The following is a 14,657-nucleotide window of genomic DNA, read 5'->3' on the forward strand; positions in this document are numbered from 1 at the left end:
ACGCGCCCCCTGTCCCTGCACATGCGCTGCCGCTACCTCACCCACCCGCAGATTATCGTCGATCCCGCGCTCGACGTGCCGCGCTGGCACCTGAGCGATGTCGGCAGGGCACGGGTCGCCGCGCTGGCCGCCGGCGGCGCGCTGCGGGGCACCAGCCGGATCATCTCCTCGGACGAAACCAAGGCGCTGGAAACCACGCAGCCGCTGGCCGAGGCGCTCGGGCTGCCCGTCGAGGTGCGCCCGGCGATGCATGAGAACGACCGCAGCGCCACCGGCTTCCTGCCGCCCGACGAGTTCGAGCGGCTGGCCGACCGGTTCTTTGCCGACCCCCATACCTCGGTGCGCGGCTGGGAAACGGCCGCCGAGGCGCAGGCGCGGATCCTTGGCGAGGTCTCGGCCTGTCTCGACCAGCCCGGCGACGGCGAGGTGCTCTTCGTCGGCCACGGTGGCGTCGGCACGCTGCTCTGGTGCGCCCTGGCAGGCAGGCCCATCAGCCGCGACCACGATCAGGGGCCGGGCGGCGGCGGCAACACCTTCGCCTTTACCTGGACCCCGCGCGCGGTGCTCTCGGCCTGGCAGCCGATGGAGCGGCTCAGCGCCTGATCACCCCGTCCTCGACCAGCTCGTAGTGGCGGATCAGCCGGCTCTCGACGAGGTCCTCCTCCGCCGGGTCCACATGCGGGCGGGTGTAATCCTCATCCACGAAAGCCTTGAGCGAGGCCAGGTCGCGCCAGACCATGACCACCGAGAACTCGCGCGGACTCTCGGGCCGTGCCGCGCCCGGCAGCACCTCGACGATCCCCTCGGTGCGCCGCAGCATCGGGATCGCGACATTGTGGAAGAACTCGGCAAACTCCTCTTCCTTGCCCGGCCGGGTCACGACCTGGAAGACGCGCATGATCATCGAACCACCCTCCCTGATACCCAAGGTTCCGGGGTGCCTGCCTGCCTCAAGGGCACCAAGCATAACACGAAATCGCGGCCTCGACATTCCCCCTCGTGACGGGTCACATGGCGCCGCCCGATCGTGAAAGGCCCGCCATGACCTCCGCCCTCCCCTTCGCCGCCGTGATCTTCGACCTCGACGGCACGCTCGTGGACAGCGAGCGGGTCGCGCTCGAGGCTGGCCGGCGCGCCTTCCTGCGGTTCGGCGAGACCGTCGCGCCGGGCTTCCTCGAAGGGCTGATCGGGCGCGACCGAAACGCCGTGGCAGCGGCGCTGCTCGCGCGCTACGGCCACATCGACCAACCTCTTCTGGTGCAGGCGATCCGCGAGGAAAGCATCGCATTGCGCGAGGCGAACGGCCTGCCGCTGAAGCCCGGCGCGGTGCTGCTGATCGAGGAGATCGCGGCGCTCGGTCTGCCGATGGCGGTGGCCACCAGTTCCGGCGCGCAGGAGGCCGAACGCAAGCTGACCCTCGCCGGGCTGCGTGCGCATTTCACCGCGGTGATCGCCTTCGACCACGTGGCGAACCCCAAGCCCGCCCCCGACCCCTACCTTCTGGCCGCCGAGGCCCTCGGCCATGCGCCGGAGCTCTGCCTCGCCTTCGAGGACAGCGACACCGGCGCCGCCAGCGCCCGCGCTGCGGGCATGCGCGTGGTGCAGGTGCCCGACATGCTGCCCAGCGACGGGGCGCATGCGCACCACCTCGCCGTCTCGCTGATCGACGGCGCGCTTGCCGCGGGCCTTCCGCTGCGCACGGGCCTTGGCGGCGCCTCCGCCTAAATTTTGATCAATCGGTCAAAATGTAACAGGTCACCTGCGCAGCCGCGTCCGATCAGGTCTTCCCACCGCCGCATTTCCGGGCAAACTCGCCGCAAGACGTGAGCAACACGCCGGAAAACTTGGCGGCCCGGCCGCCACAACACGGAGGAAGACCCATGACCCCCCGCGCCTTCGCGCTGGCCGCCACTCTCATGGCCGCCGCAACCGCCGCCTCGGCCCAGACCGCCCTGCCCTTCGCGCTCGACTGGAAATTCGAGGGCCCCTCGGCGCCCTATTTCGTTGCCATCGACAAGGGCTATTTCGCCGATGCCGGGCTCGAGGTGGAAATTTCCGCCGGCTCCGGCTCGCTCGACGCCATCCCGAAGGTGGCCACCGGCGCCTTCCCCGTCGGCTTTGCCGACATCAACTCGCTGATCAAGTTCCTCGATCAGAACCCCGGCGCGCCGGTCACCGGCGTGATGATGGTCTACGACAAGCCGCCCTTCGCCATCATCGGCCGCAAGTCGCTGGGCGTCGAGGCGCCGAAGGACCTCGAGGGCAAGGTGCTGGGCGCGCCGCCGCCGGACGGGGCCTGGGCTCAGTTCCCGATCTTCGCCGCCGAGAACGATCTGGACGTGGATGCGATCACCATCGAGCCGGTCGGCTTCCCGACCCGCGAGCCGATGCTGGCCGAGGGCAAGGTGGCCGCCGTCACCGGCTTCAGCTTCACCTCCTACCTCAACACCGCGCGTCTCGGCGTGGATGAGGCCGACATCTCGACCATCCTGATGGCTGACTACGGCGTCGACCTCTATGGCAACGCGATCATCGTCAACACCGACTGGGCCGCCGAGAACGGCGCGCTGCTCGAAGGCTTCCTCGCCGCCGTCGCCGCGGGCTGGAAGGACGCGGTCGCCGATCCCGCCGCCGCGGTGGAAAGCCTCGTGTCGCGCAACCCCGCCGCCGATGCCGAACTGGAGACCCGCCGTCTCGAACTGGCGCTCGACGCCAACGTGGTCACCGACTGGACGAAGACAAATGGCTTTGGGCCGATCGACGACGCCCGCATGGCAAACGCGCTGGAGCAGATCAAGCTGACCTACGAGTTCCAGCACGAGCCCGACGCCGCGCTCTACTTCACCGGCGACTACCTGCCCGAGGGCGGCTTCCCGCTCGAGTGAGCCCCGGATCAAGACGCTGACCAAGACCCCCGCGCGGGGGCGCTCGCCCGCCCCCGCGCGCATGCAAGGCAAGACATGACCAACCTCATCGAGATCAAGGGCGTGCGCCACGCCTACAAGACCGCCAACGGCCCGCTGCCGGTGCTGGACGGGCTCGAGCTGTCGGTGCCCGAGGGCGGCTTCGTCGCCGTCGTCGGCCCCTCGGGCTGCGGCAAGTCCACCCTGACCAAGCTGGTCGCCGGCCTGCTGAAGCCGGACGAGGGCGAGGTCTGGCTGCACGGCGAGAAGGTGAAAAGCCCGCGCTCCACCGTCGGCATGGCCTTCCAGAACCCGGTGATGCTGGAATGGCGCTCGATCCTCAAGAACGTCATGCTGCCGCTGGAGATCGTGCCGACGAAGCTGGGCAGGAAAGAGCAGGAAGAGCGCGCGCGATACCTGCTCGCGCTCGTCGGTCTCGAAGGCTTCGAGGACAAGCGCCCCTCCGAGCTTTCGGGCGGGATGCGCCAGCGCGCCTCGCTCTGCCGGGCGCTGGTCCACTCCCCCGAGGTGCTGATCCTCGACGAGCCCTTCGGCGCGCTCGACGCCTTCACCCGCGAGGACCTGTGGCAGATCATGCACCAGGTGAAGGAAAAAGAGCCCTTCACCGGCGTGTTGATCACCCACGACCTGCGCGAGTCGATCTACCTCGCCGACCAGGTGGTGGTGCTCTCGGGCCGCCCGGCCCGCACCCAGTTCACCCTCGACACGGGGATCAGCGGCGCGCGCGACATCGAGCACCTCTACACGCCGCAGGCCGCCGAGATGCTCGCCACGCTGCGCCACCAGATCGAGATCGCCCAGGGCCGCGCCCCCGCCGAGGCACCCGCCTGATGGCCCCCCACCCCCCCATGCCCGCTTCTTCTCTTTCCAAATACGCATATCCCGCCGCCGAGACCCGCGCCCCCGCCGGTCAGGCCGCGCAGCGGAGCCGCACATGACCTTCCGCCAGATCGCCGTTCCCACCCTCGCCATCGTGATCTTCCTCGCGCTCTGGGAGGCGCTGGTCTGGGTCATGGGCTGGCCGAACTACAAGATGGCCTCGCCCTCGGACCTTCTGCCCGCCTACGAACGCTACTGGAGCCTGTTCCTGACCATGGGCTGGCAGACGCTCTGGCGCACCGTGGTGGGGCTGCTGATCGCCGTGGTCTTCGGCACCGCGCTCGGCATGGTGATGGGCTTCTCGCGCACCATGCGCGACGCGCTCTACCCTTTGCTCGTGGGGTTCAACGCCGTGCCAAAGGCGACGGTGGTGCCGATCGTCGCGCTGATGTTCGTCGGCATGCACGATTTCAACACCGTGCTCATCGCCTTCATGATCTCCTTTTTCCCGATCGCCGTCTCGGTCTCGATCGGCCTGTCGACGCTGGAGCCCGAGTACCGCGACATCCTGCGCTCGCTCGGCGCCAGCCAGTCGACGATCTTCTGGAAGATTGCCCTGCCCAAGACGCTGCCCGAGTTCTTCGGCGCGCTGAAGGTGGCGGTGACCCTGGCCTTCATCGGCACCAACCTGATGGAGATCGTCAGCCCGCATGGCCGCGGCCTCGGCGCGCTCTTCGACAGCGGCAAGACCAACTCCGACTACCCGCTGATGTTCGCGGTGCTGATCGCCTTGGCCTTTCTCGGCATCGTGCTCTACTACGTGGTGGTCGCGCTCGAGAAGATCTTCGCCGGCTGGGCCGAGCGGCCGCAGGGCTGATCCGGGCTCAGCCCTGCGCCATCCGCGCCAGCAGCCAGTCCCGCATGTCCGGGTCCTCCAGCGCGTAGCGCCCGCGGCCCGGACGCCAGACCAGCTGCTTGTCGCGCAGCGCGTCCAGCGCCTTCTGCACCGCCTGCGCCGAGGTCTTGCGCCCGGCAATCCCGGCAATGCGCTGCACGGTCTTCTCGTGGAAGGGCGCGAAGTCCGAACCGTCGCGGATCAGCACCTCGAGCACCGCGCGCTGAAGCACCGTCAGCCCGTCGAAATCCGAGCCGTACTGATCCCAGACCCGCGCGCGCAGCTCGTCCGCCCGCTCCTGCAGCGTGCGCTTCAGCCCGGCGCTGCCGGGCAGCCAGGCGGCGTGCTGCTGCACCACCTCCACCAGCTTCTCGGGGCGATGCCCCAGCAGCCGGAAAGCCGCGGCGACGTCCTCGGGATCGAGCTTGTTGTCCTCGGCCAGGCGCGGGTTGATCGCGGCCACCAGCGCCTCGACATAGGGCCGGCCCAGGGTCGGAAAATCTTCGACCCGGGCGCCGTAGAACGGCTGCTGGTTGGTCGAGAGCAGCCCCGCCAGCCCGTCGCGGTTCGAACCGGTGCAGAGCACGAAGAGCCGCGCCCCCTCGGGCCGCTGGTTCATCGCATCGCGCGCCGCCTTGAGCGCGAACATGGCGTCGAGCCCGGCCTCGGTGGTGACCGCCTGCTGCGCCTCGTCGATGAGGAAGACGACGTCCGATTTTGCCCGCGCGCCGATCTCCAGCAGCGCATCGGTGAGGGTGAGGCTCCGGCCCTCGGCCACGCCGCCGATCTCGGCCCGCAGCCCGCCGATGGTGATCGCCTTGATCGGCAAGGCCCGCGCCGCCCGTTCGACCGGGCTTGGCATGGCGGCGATCTCGGCGGCCAGCGCATCTGCAATGAGCTGGCCCGGGTCGGCCTTGCGGTCGGACCAGAGGTCGACCAGGACCGGATGATCGCCCCGCGCCCTGAGCACCGGCAGCAGGTCGCGGCGCAGGAAGGTGCTCTTGCCGGTGCGCCGCGGCGCCGCCAGCATCAGCCCCGAGGGGCTGCCCATCAGCGGGTCGAGCGAGAGCCGCTCGGCAATCGCCTGCGCCAGCTCCTTGCGCGGAACGTAGAACTCGCCACGGTTGCCGCTTTCGGTCATGGAGGGGCCCTTTCGCTGCATACTGCGCGCCGGCGGACACGCGACTTTATAGCGCCTTTGGTAAAGCAAGGTAGATCTCGCGCATCCCCCGGCAATAGCAGGGGCGTTCAGAATTTTACCCCTTCTAGGATAAATCGGGGTAGAGCCCGCCACCTGTCGTGGCAAAAAATCTCTGCCCTGCCCCCCTTGCGGTCCCCGCCCCCGAGGGCCTATATCTCGCCCCGAGAGGTTGGCGCGGGCAGGCGCCTCGCCAACCCGGTCAGGTCCGGAAGGAAGCAGCCGTAACGAGCCCCGCTTGGGTCGTTGTCCAGCCTCTCACCTACCCCCACATTCAGGGTCTTATGCTGCCACCGCGCTTGCGGTGGCCATTGGCGCCGTGCGTCCGACCGCAAAAGAAAACGCGCCGGGATGCCCGGCGCGTGTCTGGTCGTTGCCACGAAGATTTCCGGCTTCAGAACAGCCCGGCTTCCTTGGCAAGAAGCGCGGCCTGCGTGCGGTTCGAGGCGCCGATCTTGCGGTAGAGCGTCTTCACGTGCAGCTTCACGGTCGGCTCGCGGATGTCGAGATCGCGGGCGATTTCCTTGTTCGACTTGCCCTGGGTCAGCCCCTCGAGCACCTCCAGCTCGCGCGGCGACAGACGCTCGGCCATCGGGTGGCTCGGCGCGGCCTCTTCCTGGCGCATGAAGTCCAGCGGGGCGTATTGCTCGCCCATCGCCATGAACCGCACGGCGTTGACCAGCGACTTCGCCGAGAGGGTCTTGGGCAGGAAGCCCGCGGCGCCGGCCTCGAGCACCTGCTCGGCAACGTCGCGGCTGGCGGTGCCGGAGATGATCGCGACTCGGTGCGACCCCTCCAGCGCGCGCATCTTGTTGAAGCCTTCGAGCGCGTTCATGCCCGGCATCGAGTAGTCGAGAAGCACGAGATCGAACTGCTCGCCCGCCTTCACCAGCGCCTCGGCCTCGGAATAGCTTGCCACGCAGACCGTCTCGAAAGTACCTTCACCTTCAAGGAAAATCTGCAGCGTATCGCGGAGGAGATCGTGGTCGTCGGCGATCAAAACGCGAAGCACATTGGCCGATCTGGTTACCACATGCGCCGCCTGCTGTGCCATCATGGTCCGTCTCCCTGCAACCTCTCGGCGAATCGCCGTTCATCTTTCTCTAAACAAATAGCAAAACTAACGGCTGATTGCGGTTAAATTATGGACAAAGGGGGGCGTATTGCTCCGCCCTGTGACATGACGACGGGTCATGCTTCTCCCGCGCCTCACGCCCCGATCCGCCAAATCCCGCCGACGGCACGATTTCCTCGCTCCGGTCCCGCGACGGCAAGGCTGCGCGCCCGAAAGAATGCGCCTATTGCCTCGCCACCGAAGGAGCCGCGGATGCCCCTACCCGGACGGATAGGGGCCCCTCCCATTGCCCCGATACCGCTTTTGTCGCGTATGTGACAGTATCCGACCACCCACCAAGGAGTCGCAAATCATGTTCGGTCTTCCGCCCCTGCGCGCCCTCGTTTTCCTTGCGGCCTGTGCCGTGCCGATGGCCTCCGTAGCGGTCACGGCGGATGAGGCATTGCCCGCGCCCGCGGAGGAGCCCCTGCTCGTGGTGAGCGGCGCGATCACCAACACCAACGTCGGTGACACGGCGACCTTCGACTTCGACATGCTCGAAGCGCTGGACACCCGCACTTTCACCACCAAGACCATCTGGACCGATGGCGACCAGGTTTTCACCGGCGTACAGCTCAGTGACCTGATGGAGCTCGTCGGGGCCGAAGGGACCGAGATCAAGGCGACCGCGATCAACGACTACGCGGTGACCATCCCCAGCGAGGACTGGGTCGATGGCGGGCCGATCGTCGCGTTCCTCAACCACGGCGAGAAGATGCCGGTGCGCAACAAGGGCCCGCTGTGGATCGTCTACCCCTTCGATCAGAAGCCCGAGTACCAGACCGAGCAGATTTATTCCCGCGCGATCTGGCAGTTGGACCGCATCATCGTTCTTGACTAGGACGCGCGGTTCGGGCCCATGGAGGCATGGTGAACTTGAATCTGCCCGACGAGACTTCAACCCATAGCCGAACCACCCTGGTGCAGACCGGGGGCGCGGCCTCCGCGCTTCTGCTCTGCGTGGGCCTCGTTGTCTGGCTCGGCTGGCTGGTCCTGAGAGAGATCGACGACTTCTCCGTCGCGAATTCCGACAACCTGCAGTGGAGCCTCGCCCAGGCCGACGTGGAATTCCTGCAGTTCCGTCTGGCGATGAAGGAAGCCCAGGACAATCCCGACGCGATGGAGGATGTCCGCCGCCGCTTCGACATCTTCTACAGCCGCATGGTGACCATGAGCAGCGGGCGGGTGTTTCACGCCCTGCGCGAGTCGGTGCAGTCGTCCGCGCCGCGCATGCGGGTGCTCGATTTCCTGGAAAACACCGTTCCGCTGATCGACGGGCCAGACGACGTCTTTCTCGCCGAGTTGCCCGCGCTGCTCGAAGAGTCCGAGCAGGTGACCGCGGACGTCCGCGCCTTCTCGCTGGCCGCGCTCACCGCCTTTGCCGAGGTTTCGGATTCCCGGCGCGAGGGCATCACGGAGCTGATGATCTACATCGCCGCCGTGCTTCTGGCCCTGTTCATCGGCCTGACCCTTCTGGCCTACGCCATGTTCCGCCTGTTCCGGCTCGCGCAGAAGCGCGCCGACGCGCTGCAGTTTGCCAGCACGCGGATGAAGACCATCGTGCAGACCTCGCCGAACGCCATCGTGGTGACCGACGAGGTGGGCGTGGTGCGCGAGTTCAACACCGCGGCAGAGGCGCTCTTCGGCTATACCCGCGCCGAGGCGGTGGGGCGGCTTGCGCTGGAGCTGATGGTTCCGGCGGACACGCTGGCCCGGCACCAGCTCGGTGCGCTGGCCTTCCTCGACGAGCACCGCCGGCCGCGGCTCGACGAGCAGCATTTCGAGATCACGCTGCAGACCCGCGACCAGCATCTCTTCCCTGCCGAGATCTCGGCCGACCGCGCCGAGGCCGACAACCCGCTCTACGTGTTCTACATTCGCGACATCTCGAACTGGAAGGAAGCCGAGGAACAGCTCACCGACGCCCGCGACCGCGCGCTTGCGGGCGAACGCACCAAGTCCGAGTTCCTGGCGGTGATGAGCCACGAGATGCGCACCCCGCTGAACGGGCTGCTCGGCGCCATGCAGCTGATGCGCGATCACAGCCTGACCACGCGCCAGAGCGACTTGCTCGACCGCATGCAGAGCTCGGGCCGGCTGCTGCTTGAACTGGTGAACGACGTGCTCGATCTCGCCAAGTTCGAGGCCGGAAAGATGCGGGCCGAAGAAGCCCCCTTCTCGATCAACCGCCTGCTCAACGGGCTGATGGAGACGGCCCAGCCGCTGGCCCAGACCTATGGCAACGAGCTGAACTGGCGCTGGTGCGGCCCCGAGGGCGACGGCGCCATCGGCGACGCACGGCGCCTGCGGCAGGTGCTGCTGAACCTCGTCGGCAATGCGCTGAAGTTCACCCGCGACGGCACCGTCGAGGTCGAGGTCGAATATCTCGACGCCGCGCAGACCGAGATCGAGTTCCGCGTCATCGACAATGGCATCGGCATCGCCGAGAAGGACCTCGCCCGGATCTTCCAGGATTTCGAGACGCTGGATTCCTCCTACGCCCGCGAAGCCGGCGGCACCGGGCTCGGGCTCGGCATCGCGCGGCGCTTCATGCGCCTCATGGGCGGAGAGATCGGCGCCGAGAGCGAACCCGGCGAAGGCAGCCTGTTCTGGATCCGCGTGCCGCTGACCCCGTCCGAGGATGTCGGCGCGGTGCCGGAAGAGCCCCGCGACTGCCCCGACAAGCCGCAGCGTCCGCTTGACGTGCTGCTGGTCGAGGACAATGAGATCAACCGCTTCATCGTGCGCGAGATGCTCGAGGGCGAGGGCCACAAGGTCACCATCGCCGAGAACGGGCAGGCCGGCGTGGACATGGCCGAGCTGCACCGCTTCGACGTGATCCTGATGGACATCTCGATGCCGGTCATGGATGGCACCACCGCCTCGGGGCACATCCGCCGCGGCACCGGCGCCTGCGCCGAGGTGCCGATCATCGCCCTTACCGCCCATGCCCTGCCCGAGGAGCGCGAACGCTTCCGCAAGGTCGGGATGACCGCCTGCCTGACCAAGCCGATCGAGCGCCCGCTGCTGCTGCGCACGCTGGCGCAGGTGACGTCCGGCGAGATTCCCGCGCTCCCCGACACCCCCGCCCCGGCGGCGCCCTCCGCCCCGCCCGTCCTAACCGTGGTGGAGCCGTCGGCAGAGGCACCGGCCGATCCGGCCCACGGCCTGCTCGACGAGGAACGCCTGCGCGCCTTCCTCTCCGAGGTGCCGCGCGCCGCGGCCAACAAGCTGCTGGAACGGTTCTTCGCCGAGATGGACCGCAATATCGCCGCGCTCGCCGAAACCGCGCCCGACGATCCCGACCTCGCCCCCGTGGCGCATCAATGCGCCGGCTCCTGCGGCCCGTTCGGCGCCGAGGCGCTGCGCCGCGCCCTGGGACGTATCGAGACGCAGGTGAAGCGCGGCGAGCAGCCCGACAAGGCCGAGCTCGAGGCGCTGGCCGATCTCTGGCAGCAGAGCCGCAGCGCTCTGGAAGCCCGACTCGAAGCAGCCTGACCCTCGCGCGCGACCCCGAAGGGCCGAGTCGGCAGACACCCGACTCGGCCCTTTGCTTTGCCCCGCGCCGCTTTCCCGCCCCGCTTCGCCACAGTCCTGCCGCGCTCTTCCCGGACGCGGGGTAGAGCGCCTATCCGAGTGGATAGGTCTCTCGCCACTTGCCCCATCCCGCTCCCCTCTGGTGCGGGCGACAGCATCCCGAAACAGCCGATAAACATTGATCATCGGGCATTGGTCGCCCGGTCCTGTAACCTGTTTCTCGATCCTGCCCCCGGCAGAGAAGGATGCCCGAAGATGCCCCGCTTTTCCGTCGTCATTCCCTGCTACAACGCCGAGGCGACCATCGCCGAGACCATCGAGAGCCTGCTCGCGCAGACCGAACACGACTGGGAAGCGCTGATCATCGACGACGGCTCCAGCGACGACACTCGCCTGATCGCCGCCTCCATGGCCGGGATCGACATGCGCTTCCGCCTGATGAAGAGCAGCGGCGTCGGCCCGAGCGCGGCGCGCAACATGGCGCTGGCGGAAGCCGACGGCGAGATCATCGCCTTCCTCGATGCCGATGACACCTGGCACCCGGAAAAGCTCGAGAGGCTCGACGCCTTCTTCGAGGACGAGAGCGCCGATGCCTGCTTCGGCCGGGTCACGCTGTCGAACGGCCGCACCATCGGCACGGTCACCGGCCCCTACGAGGGCACGCTGACGCTGGAGGCGCTTTTCGCCGAGAACCCGGTCTTCACCATGTCCAACATGGCGATCCGTCTCGAGAGCTTCCTCGCCAGCGGCGGTTTCAACACCGAGATCACCCAGAACGCCGACCTCGAATGGCTGGTCCGCCTGATCGGCGACGGCGCCCGCGTGGTCGGCATCGACGCGGCGCTGGTCACCTACCGCACCTCGGACACCGGGCTGTCCTCGGACCTCGAGGGCATGAAAGCGGGTCGTGGCCAGGCGCTGCTGAGCGCGGCGCGCTACGGCTTCCGCAGCACCGCCCGCAACGAGGCCGCGCACCTGCGCCAGCTCGCCGCCCGCGCCCTGCGCGTCGGCGCCCCCGGCCGGCAGGCCCTGCGCCTCGGCCTGTCGGGCTGCACCACCAGCCTCAGTGGCTGGTTCTCCAATCCGTTCCACGGCGCGCGCGTGCTGACCGGCGCGCTGCTCGCCGCGGTGCTGCCCCGTCCGTTGCGCGACGCGCTCTTTTCGCGCTGATCCACAAGGAGCTTCGCCCATGCCACGCGCCTCGATCATCGTCACGGCCAGCAATGCCGCAGACCGGCTGCAGGACACCCTGCGCAGCCTCTGCGCGCAGAGCTTTCCGGACTTCGAGATCCTCGTGGTCGACGATGGCTCGACGGACGACAGCGCCGAGCTGGCAGAAGCGTTCGGCGATCTGCGCATCCGCGTGCTCCGTCAGCGCACCCGCGGTACCGCCGGCGCGCGCAATACCGGCATCGCCGCCGCGCGCGGCTGCTTTGTCGGCTTCTGCGACGCCGGCGATTGCTGGGCGCCGACCAAGCTCGCAGAGCACGTGGCGCAGTTCCAGGCCTCGCCGGCCGTCGGCCTGAGCTACTCCGGCTCCGAGGCGCTCGGCCCGAACGGGCGGCGCGCGGCGCTGTGGAAGACCCCGCGCAAGCGCGGCATCGGGGCGGCAGAGATCTTCAAGCGCAACCCCGTCGGCCCGGCCTCTGCCGCGATGATCCGCCGCGCCGCGCTCGACAGCGTCGCCTTCCGCCCGCCGCATGAAAGCGAGCGCGACTGGTGGTTCGACGAGACCTTCCGGCAGGTCGAGACGCTCGAGCTCTGGCTGCGTTTTGCCCTGGTCAGCGACTGGGAGATCGTGGGCATCCCCTCCCGGCTCTGCAGCTGCTGCAGCGCCGAGACCACCGTCCCGCCCGTCTCCGTGGGCAAGCAGATCGCTGCCTGGGAGCGCATGGTGACCAAGCTGTCGGCGCAGGACCGGCACTTCTTTGGCCGCCACGCCGCCGCCGCACGCGCCTATCACCTGCGCCACCTGGCGCGCTGCGCCATTCTCGCCGGAGAGGCTCCGCGCGCCGCCCAGCTGCTGCGCGCCGCGCTCGCCTCCTCGCTGCGCCCGCTCGCCGAAGAGCCCCGGAAGACGCTGGCGATCTGCGCCTCCGGCCTCGTCCTCTACCTGTCCCGCTTGCCGCTCTTCGCCCGCCTCCCGGGCGCGCGCGGCAGGTCGGCCTGACCCCACATCGCATGGAGATACAGCCAATGCTACGCATAGCCCATCTTCACGACGACCGGACCGCGGGCGACCTGTCCCGCTATCTGGCATTTCTGGGCCGCGATCCCGCGCTGGCCGCCACCGCCGAGCACCGCGCCGTTCCGGTGTCGCGCCTGGTCGCCGGCGCTGCGGCGATCGACGCCAACGTGATCGTCTCGCACCTGCCGCTGACCTGGCAGAGCCTGCCCGGCCTGATGATGCTGCGCGCGCGCCATCCGCAGGCGAAGCTCGTGCATGTCGAACACCTGCATTGCGAGGGCTCCTCTGTGATCAGCCGCAACCGCGCCCGCCGGCGCGCCATGCTGCGGTCCGGCTATGCTCTGTTCAACCACGTGGTCGCGCTCGGCACGGCGCAGGCGCGCTGGATGCGCCGCCACGCGCTGGTCGCCCCGGCGCAGCTTTCGGTGATCCCGCCCTTCGCCGAGCTCGACTCCTTTGCCGCCCTGCCCGGCCCGCGGGGCCAGGTCAGGCGCATCGGCGCGATCGGGCGCCTGCACCGCCAGAGCGGCTTCGACCTGCTGATCGAGGCCTTCAGCGTCGTGTCCAATTCCGAGGCGCGGCTCGACATCTTCGGGGACGGGCCGCAGCGCGCCGAGCTGCGCGCGCTCGCGCGTCACGACCTGCGCATCCGGGTGCATGGCAACACCACCCGGCTCTCGGCCCTGCGCCAGTCGGATGCCATCGCCATGCCGTCGCGCTGGCAACCCTCGCCGCTGGCCGCCCGCGAGGCGCAGGCGGCGGGCCGCCTGCTGCTGCATTCCGGGCGTGACGGCCTGTCGGACCTGCAGGGGCCGGGCGTGCTGACCGTGGCCGACCTTTCGGTCGCCGCATGGAGCCGGGCGCTAAGCGATGTGCTGGCCGAGACCGCCCCGGCCCCGCGCGAGCCCGCCGACACCGCGCGCGAGCTGACCGTGCAGGGCTGGCAGGGGCTGCTTGACCGCCTCACCTGCCGCCAGAAGGCCGGGCGCGGCGCGCTGGCCGTGATCTGAACACCGGATCAGACGGCGCAGAGCGCCGCCTGCCGCCGCCCCTGCGCCACCAGCCAGTCGCGCAGCGCCCGGCCCATCGGCTTCTCGAGGCTCGCACGATCCCAGGCCAGCCCGTAGGGCACCGAGAGCGGCATGCGCAGACCGAAGGGCACCACCAACCGGCCGCTGGCCAGCTCCTCGCCGATCATCGCGAGCTGCCCGAGAACGAATCCCCGCCCCGCCACAGCGGCATCAATGGCGCTCGACGAAAGGGCGAAGCTCAGCGCCGCCCCCTCGGAGGCAGGCGGGCGGGCCACGCCGCAGTGCGCCGCCCATTCCTTCCAGCCGGGCACCTGGTGGGCCGCGAAGCTCTCCATCCAGACGACCTGCAGCAAGGGAAATTCGAAGATCTCCTCGGGGCGTGCCAGCACGCGCCCCTGCAGCAGCGACGGCGCGCAGGCGGGCACGATGCAGTCGGTGAACAGCTCGGCATACTGGCCGTGCGGCGGGCTGTCGTCGAAATAGAGCCGGAAGTCGACGTTCTCGCGCGTCAGGTCCGGCTCGATCTCGGTGCCCACCAGCCGCACCGGTGCGCCGGGATGCTCGGCGGTCCATTCGAACAGCCGCGGCCCCAGCCACTTGTTGGTCACCGTGGTGAGCGAGCTGATGACGAACCCCCGGCTGTTGCGCGCCCGAGCCAGCGCCTCGCCCGCATGGGCGAGCTGCGCAAACCCCTTGCTCAGCTCGGCATGGTAGACCCGGCCCCAGCTGGTCAGTTCGAGCTGCCGCCCGCGCCGCTCCAGCAGGGCGACCCCCAGATGCGCCTCGATCCGCCGCACCTGCTGACTGATCGCGCCGGAGGAAACGCCCAGCTCCTCGGCGGCGCGGCGCACCGAGCCGCAGCGGCCCACGGCCTCGAAGGCCTGCATGGCGCGCAGATGGGGCAGTCCGGGCATGAGGGTCCTTTGCAGGCGGGTGTCAGGGCGCGCGCGG

14 protein-coding genes and 1 other RNA gene are annotated in these 14,657 nt (G+C 69.0%); 11 read left to right on the top strand and 4 right to left on the bottom strand.

What is annotated here, in order from left to right:
- The first annotated feature begins 21 nt into the window (after positions 1-21).
- Positions 22-603: a histidine phosphatase family protein gene (locus tag LC039_RS04875; protein ID WP_226621938.1), complete on the top strand. Its 582-nt coding sequence runs from the start codon at positions 22-24 to the stop codon at positions 601-603.
- On the opposite strand, the gene LC039_RS04880 is transcribed toward LC039_RS04875, so the two are convergent.
- On the bottom strand, positions 593-904 hold the full coding sequence (locus LC039_RS04880; RefSeq protein WP_226621939.1) for an antibiotic biosynthesis monooxygenase family protein: 312 nt from the start codon (positions 902-904) through the stop codon (positions 593-595). The genes LC039_RS04875 and LC039_RS04880 overlap by 11 nt on opposite strands.
- Before the next feature lie 137 nt (positions 905-1,041).
- On the opposite strand from LC039_RS04880, the gene LC039_RS04885 reads away from it, so the two are divergent.
- The 4 genes from LC039_RS04885 to LC039_RS04900 all read left to right on the top strand — a co-directional run bounded on the left by LC039_RS04885 (position 1,042) and on the right by LC039_RS04900 (position 4,620).
- Positions 1,042-1,725, top strand: coding sequence for an HAD family hydrolase (locus LC039_RS04885; protein WP_226621940.1), 684 nt, complete (start codon positions 1,042-1,044; stop codon positions 1,723-1,725).
- Between the two features lie 155 nt (positions 1,726-1,880).
- On the top strand, positions 1,881-2,885 hold the full coding sequence (locus LC039_RS04890) for an ABC transporter substrate-binding protein (protein WP_226621941.1): 1,005 nt from the start codon (positions 1,881-1,883) through the stop codon (positions 2,883-2,885).
- A gap of 75 nt (positions 2,886-2,960) precedes the next feature.
- On the top strand, positions 2,961-3,755 hold the full coding sequence (locus LC039_RS04895; protein ID WP_226621942.1) for an ABC transporter ATP-binding protein: 795 nt from the start codon (positions 2,961-2,963) through the stop codon (positions 3,753-3,755).
- A 103-nt stretch (positions 3,756-3,858) separates the two neighbouring features.
- Positions 3,859-4,620, top strand: coding sequence for an ABC transporter permease (locus LC039_RS04900; RefSeq protein WP_226621943.1), 762 nt, complete (start codon positions 3,859-3,861; stop codon positions 4,618-4,620).
- A 7-nt stretch (positions 4,621-4,627) separates the two neighbouring features.
- On the opposite strand, the gene LC039_RS04905 is transcribed toward LC039_RS04900, so the two are convergent.
- Complete coding sequence (locus LC039_RS04905) at positions 4,628-5,779, bottom strand: hypothetical protein (protein ID WP_226621944.1); 1,152 nt, start codon at positions 5,777-5,779, stop codon at positions 4,628-4,630.
- 222 nt (positions 5,780-6,001) lie between these two features.
- Here LC039_RS04905 and ffs point away from each other — a divergent pair.
- An RNA gene (gene ffs, locus LC039_RS04910) (signal recognition particle sRNA small type) lies at positions 6,002-6,100 on the top strand.
- A gap of 130 nt (positions 6,101-6,230) precedes the next feature.
- Here ffs and LC039_RS04915 read toward each other — a convergent pair.
- Complete coding sequence (locus LC039_RS04915) at positions 6,231-6,893, bottom strand: response regulator (RefSeq protein ID WP_226621945.1); 663 nt, start codon at positions 6,891-6,893, stop codon at positions 6,231-6,233.
- Positions 6,894-7,263: 370 nt separating this feature from the next.
- On the opposite strand from LC039_RS04915, the gene LC039_RS04920 reads away from it, so the two are divergent.
- From LC039_RS04920 to LC039_RS04940, 5 genes are all read left to right on the top strand, one after another.
- Positions 7,264-7,791, top strand: a complete 528-nt coding sequence (locus LC039_RS04920; RefSeq protein WP_226621946.1) for an oxidoreductase — start codon at positions 7,264-7,266, stop codon at positions 7,789-7,791.
- A gap of 26 nt (positions 7,792-7,817) precedes the next feature.
- Positions 7,818-10,448: an ATP-binding protein gene (locus tag LC039_RS04925; protein ID WP_226621947.1), complete on the top strand. Its 2,631-nt coding sequence runs from the start codon at positions 7,818-7,820 to the stop codon at positions 10,446-10,448.
- A gap of 294 nt (positions 10,449-10,742) precedes the next feature.
- Positions 10,743-11,657, top strand: coding sequence for a glycosyltransferase family 2 protein (locus LC039_RS04930; protein WP_226621948.1), 915 nt, complete (start codon positions 10,743-10,745; stop codon positions 11,655-11,657).
- A 19-nt stretch (positions 11,658-11,676) separates the two neighbouring features.
- Positions 11,677-12,657, top strand: a complete 981-nt coding sequence (locus LC039_RS04935) for a glycosyltransferase family 2 protein (RefSeq protein WP_226621949.1) — start codon at positions 11,677-11,679, stop codon at positions 12,655-12,657.
- Between the two features lie 26 nt (positions 12,658-12,683).
- On the top strand, positions 12,684-13,685 hold the full coding sequence (locus LC039_RS04940; RefSeq protein ID WP_226621950.1) for a glycosyltransferase family 4 protein: 1,002 nt from the start codon (positions 12,684-12,686) through the stop codon (positions 13,683-13,685).
- A gap of 8 nt (positions 13,686-13,693) precedes the next feature.
- Here LC039_RS04940 and LC039_RS04945 read toward each other — a convergent pair whose 3' ends face one another.
- On the bottom strand, positions 13,694-14,620 hold the full coding sequence (locus LC039_RS04945) for a LysR family transcriptional regulator (RefSeq protein WP_226621951.1): 927 nt from the start codon (positions 14,618-14,620) through the stop codon (positions 13,694-13,696).
- Between the last annotated feature and the right edge of the window lie 37 nt (positions 14,621-14,657).

The sequence above is a fragment of the Alloyangia pacifica genome, assembly GCF_020524285.1.
Classification (GTDB): domain Bacteria; phylum Pseudomonadota; class Alphaproteobacteria; order Rhodobacterales; family Rhodobacteraceae; genus Salipiger; species Salipiger pacificus_B.

What these genes read in the sequence shown, in the direction of transcription:
- LC039_RS04875 (WP_226621938.1), top strand. Translation starts at nt 22, where the DNA reads ATGCGCTGCCGCTACCTCACCCACCCGCAGATTATCGTCGATCCCGCG.
- LC039_RS04880 (WP_226621939.1), bottom strand. Translation starts at nt 904, where the DNA reads ATGATCATGCGCGTCTTCCAGGTCGTGACCCGGCCGGGCAAGGAAGAG.
- LC039_RS04885 (WP_226621940.1), top strand. Translation starts at nt 1,042, where the DNA reads ATGACCTCCGCCCTCCCCTTCGCCGCCGTGATCTTCGACCTCGACGGC.
- LC039_RS04890 (WP_226621941.1), top strand. Translation starts at nt 1,881, where the DNA reads ATGACCCCCCGCGCCTTCGCGCTGGCCGCCACTCTCATGGCCGCCGCA.
- LC039_RS04895 (WP_226621942.1), top strand. Translation starts at nt 2,961, where the DNA reads ATGACCAACCTCATCGAGATCAAGGGCGTGCGCCACGCCTACAAGACC.
- LC039_RS04900 (WP_226621943.1), top strand. Translation starts at nt 3,859, where the DNA reads ATGACCTTCCGCCAGATCGCCGTTCCCACCCTCGCCATCGTGATCTTC.
- LC039_RS04905 (WP_226621944.1), bottom strand. Translation starts at nt 5,779, where the DNA reads ATGACCGAAAGCGGCAACCGTGGCGAGTTCTACGTTCCGCGCAAGGAG.
- LC039_RS04915 (WP_226621945.1), bottom strand. Translation starts at nt 6,893, where the DNA reads ATGATGGCACAGCAGGCGGCGCATGTGGTAACCAGATCGGCCAATGTG.
- LC039_RS04920 (WP_226621946.1), top strand. Translation starts at nt 7,264, where the DNA reads ATGTTCGGTCTTCCGCCCCTGCGCGCCCTCGTTTTCCTTGCGGCCTGT.
- LC039_RS04925 (WP_226621947.1), top strand. Translation starts at nt 7,818, where the DNA reads ATGGTGAACTTGAATCTGCCCGACGAGACTTCAACCCATAGCCGAACC.
- LC039_RS04930 (WP_226621948.1), top strand. Translation starts at nt 10,743, where the DNA reads ATGCCCCGCTTTTCCGTCGTCATTCCCTGCTACAACGCCGAGGCGACC.
- LC039_RS04935 (WP_226621949.1), top strand. Translation starts at nt 11,677, where the DNA reads ATGCCACGCGCCTCGATCATCGTCACGGCCAGCAATGCCGCAGACCGG.
- LC039_RS04940 (WP_226621950.1), top strand. Translation starts at nt 12,684, where the DNA reads ATGCTACGCATAGCCCATCTTCACGACGACCGGACCGCGGGCGACCTG.
- LC039_RS04945 (WP_226621951.1), bottom strand. Translation starts at nt 14,620, where the DNA reads ATGCCCGGACTGCCCCATCTGCGCGCCATGCAGGCCTTCGAGGCCGTG.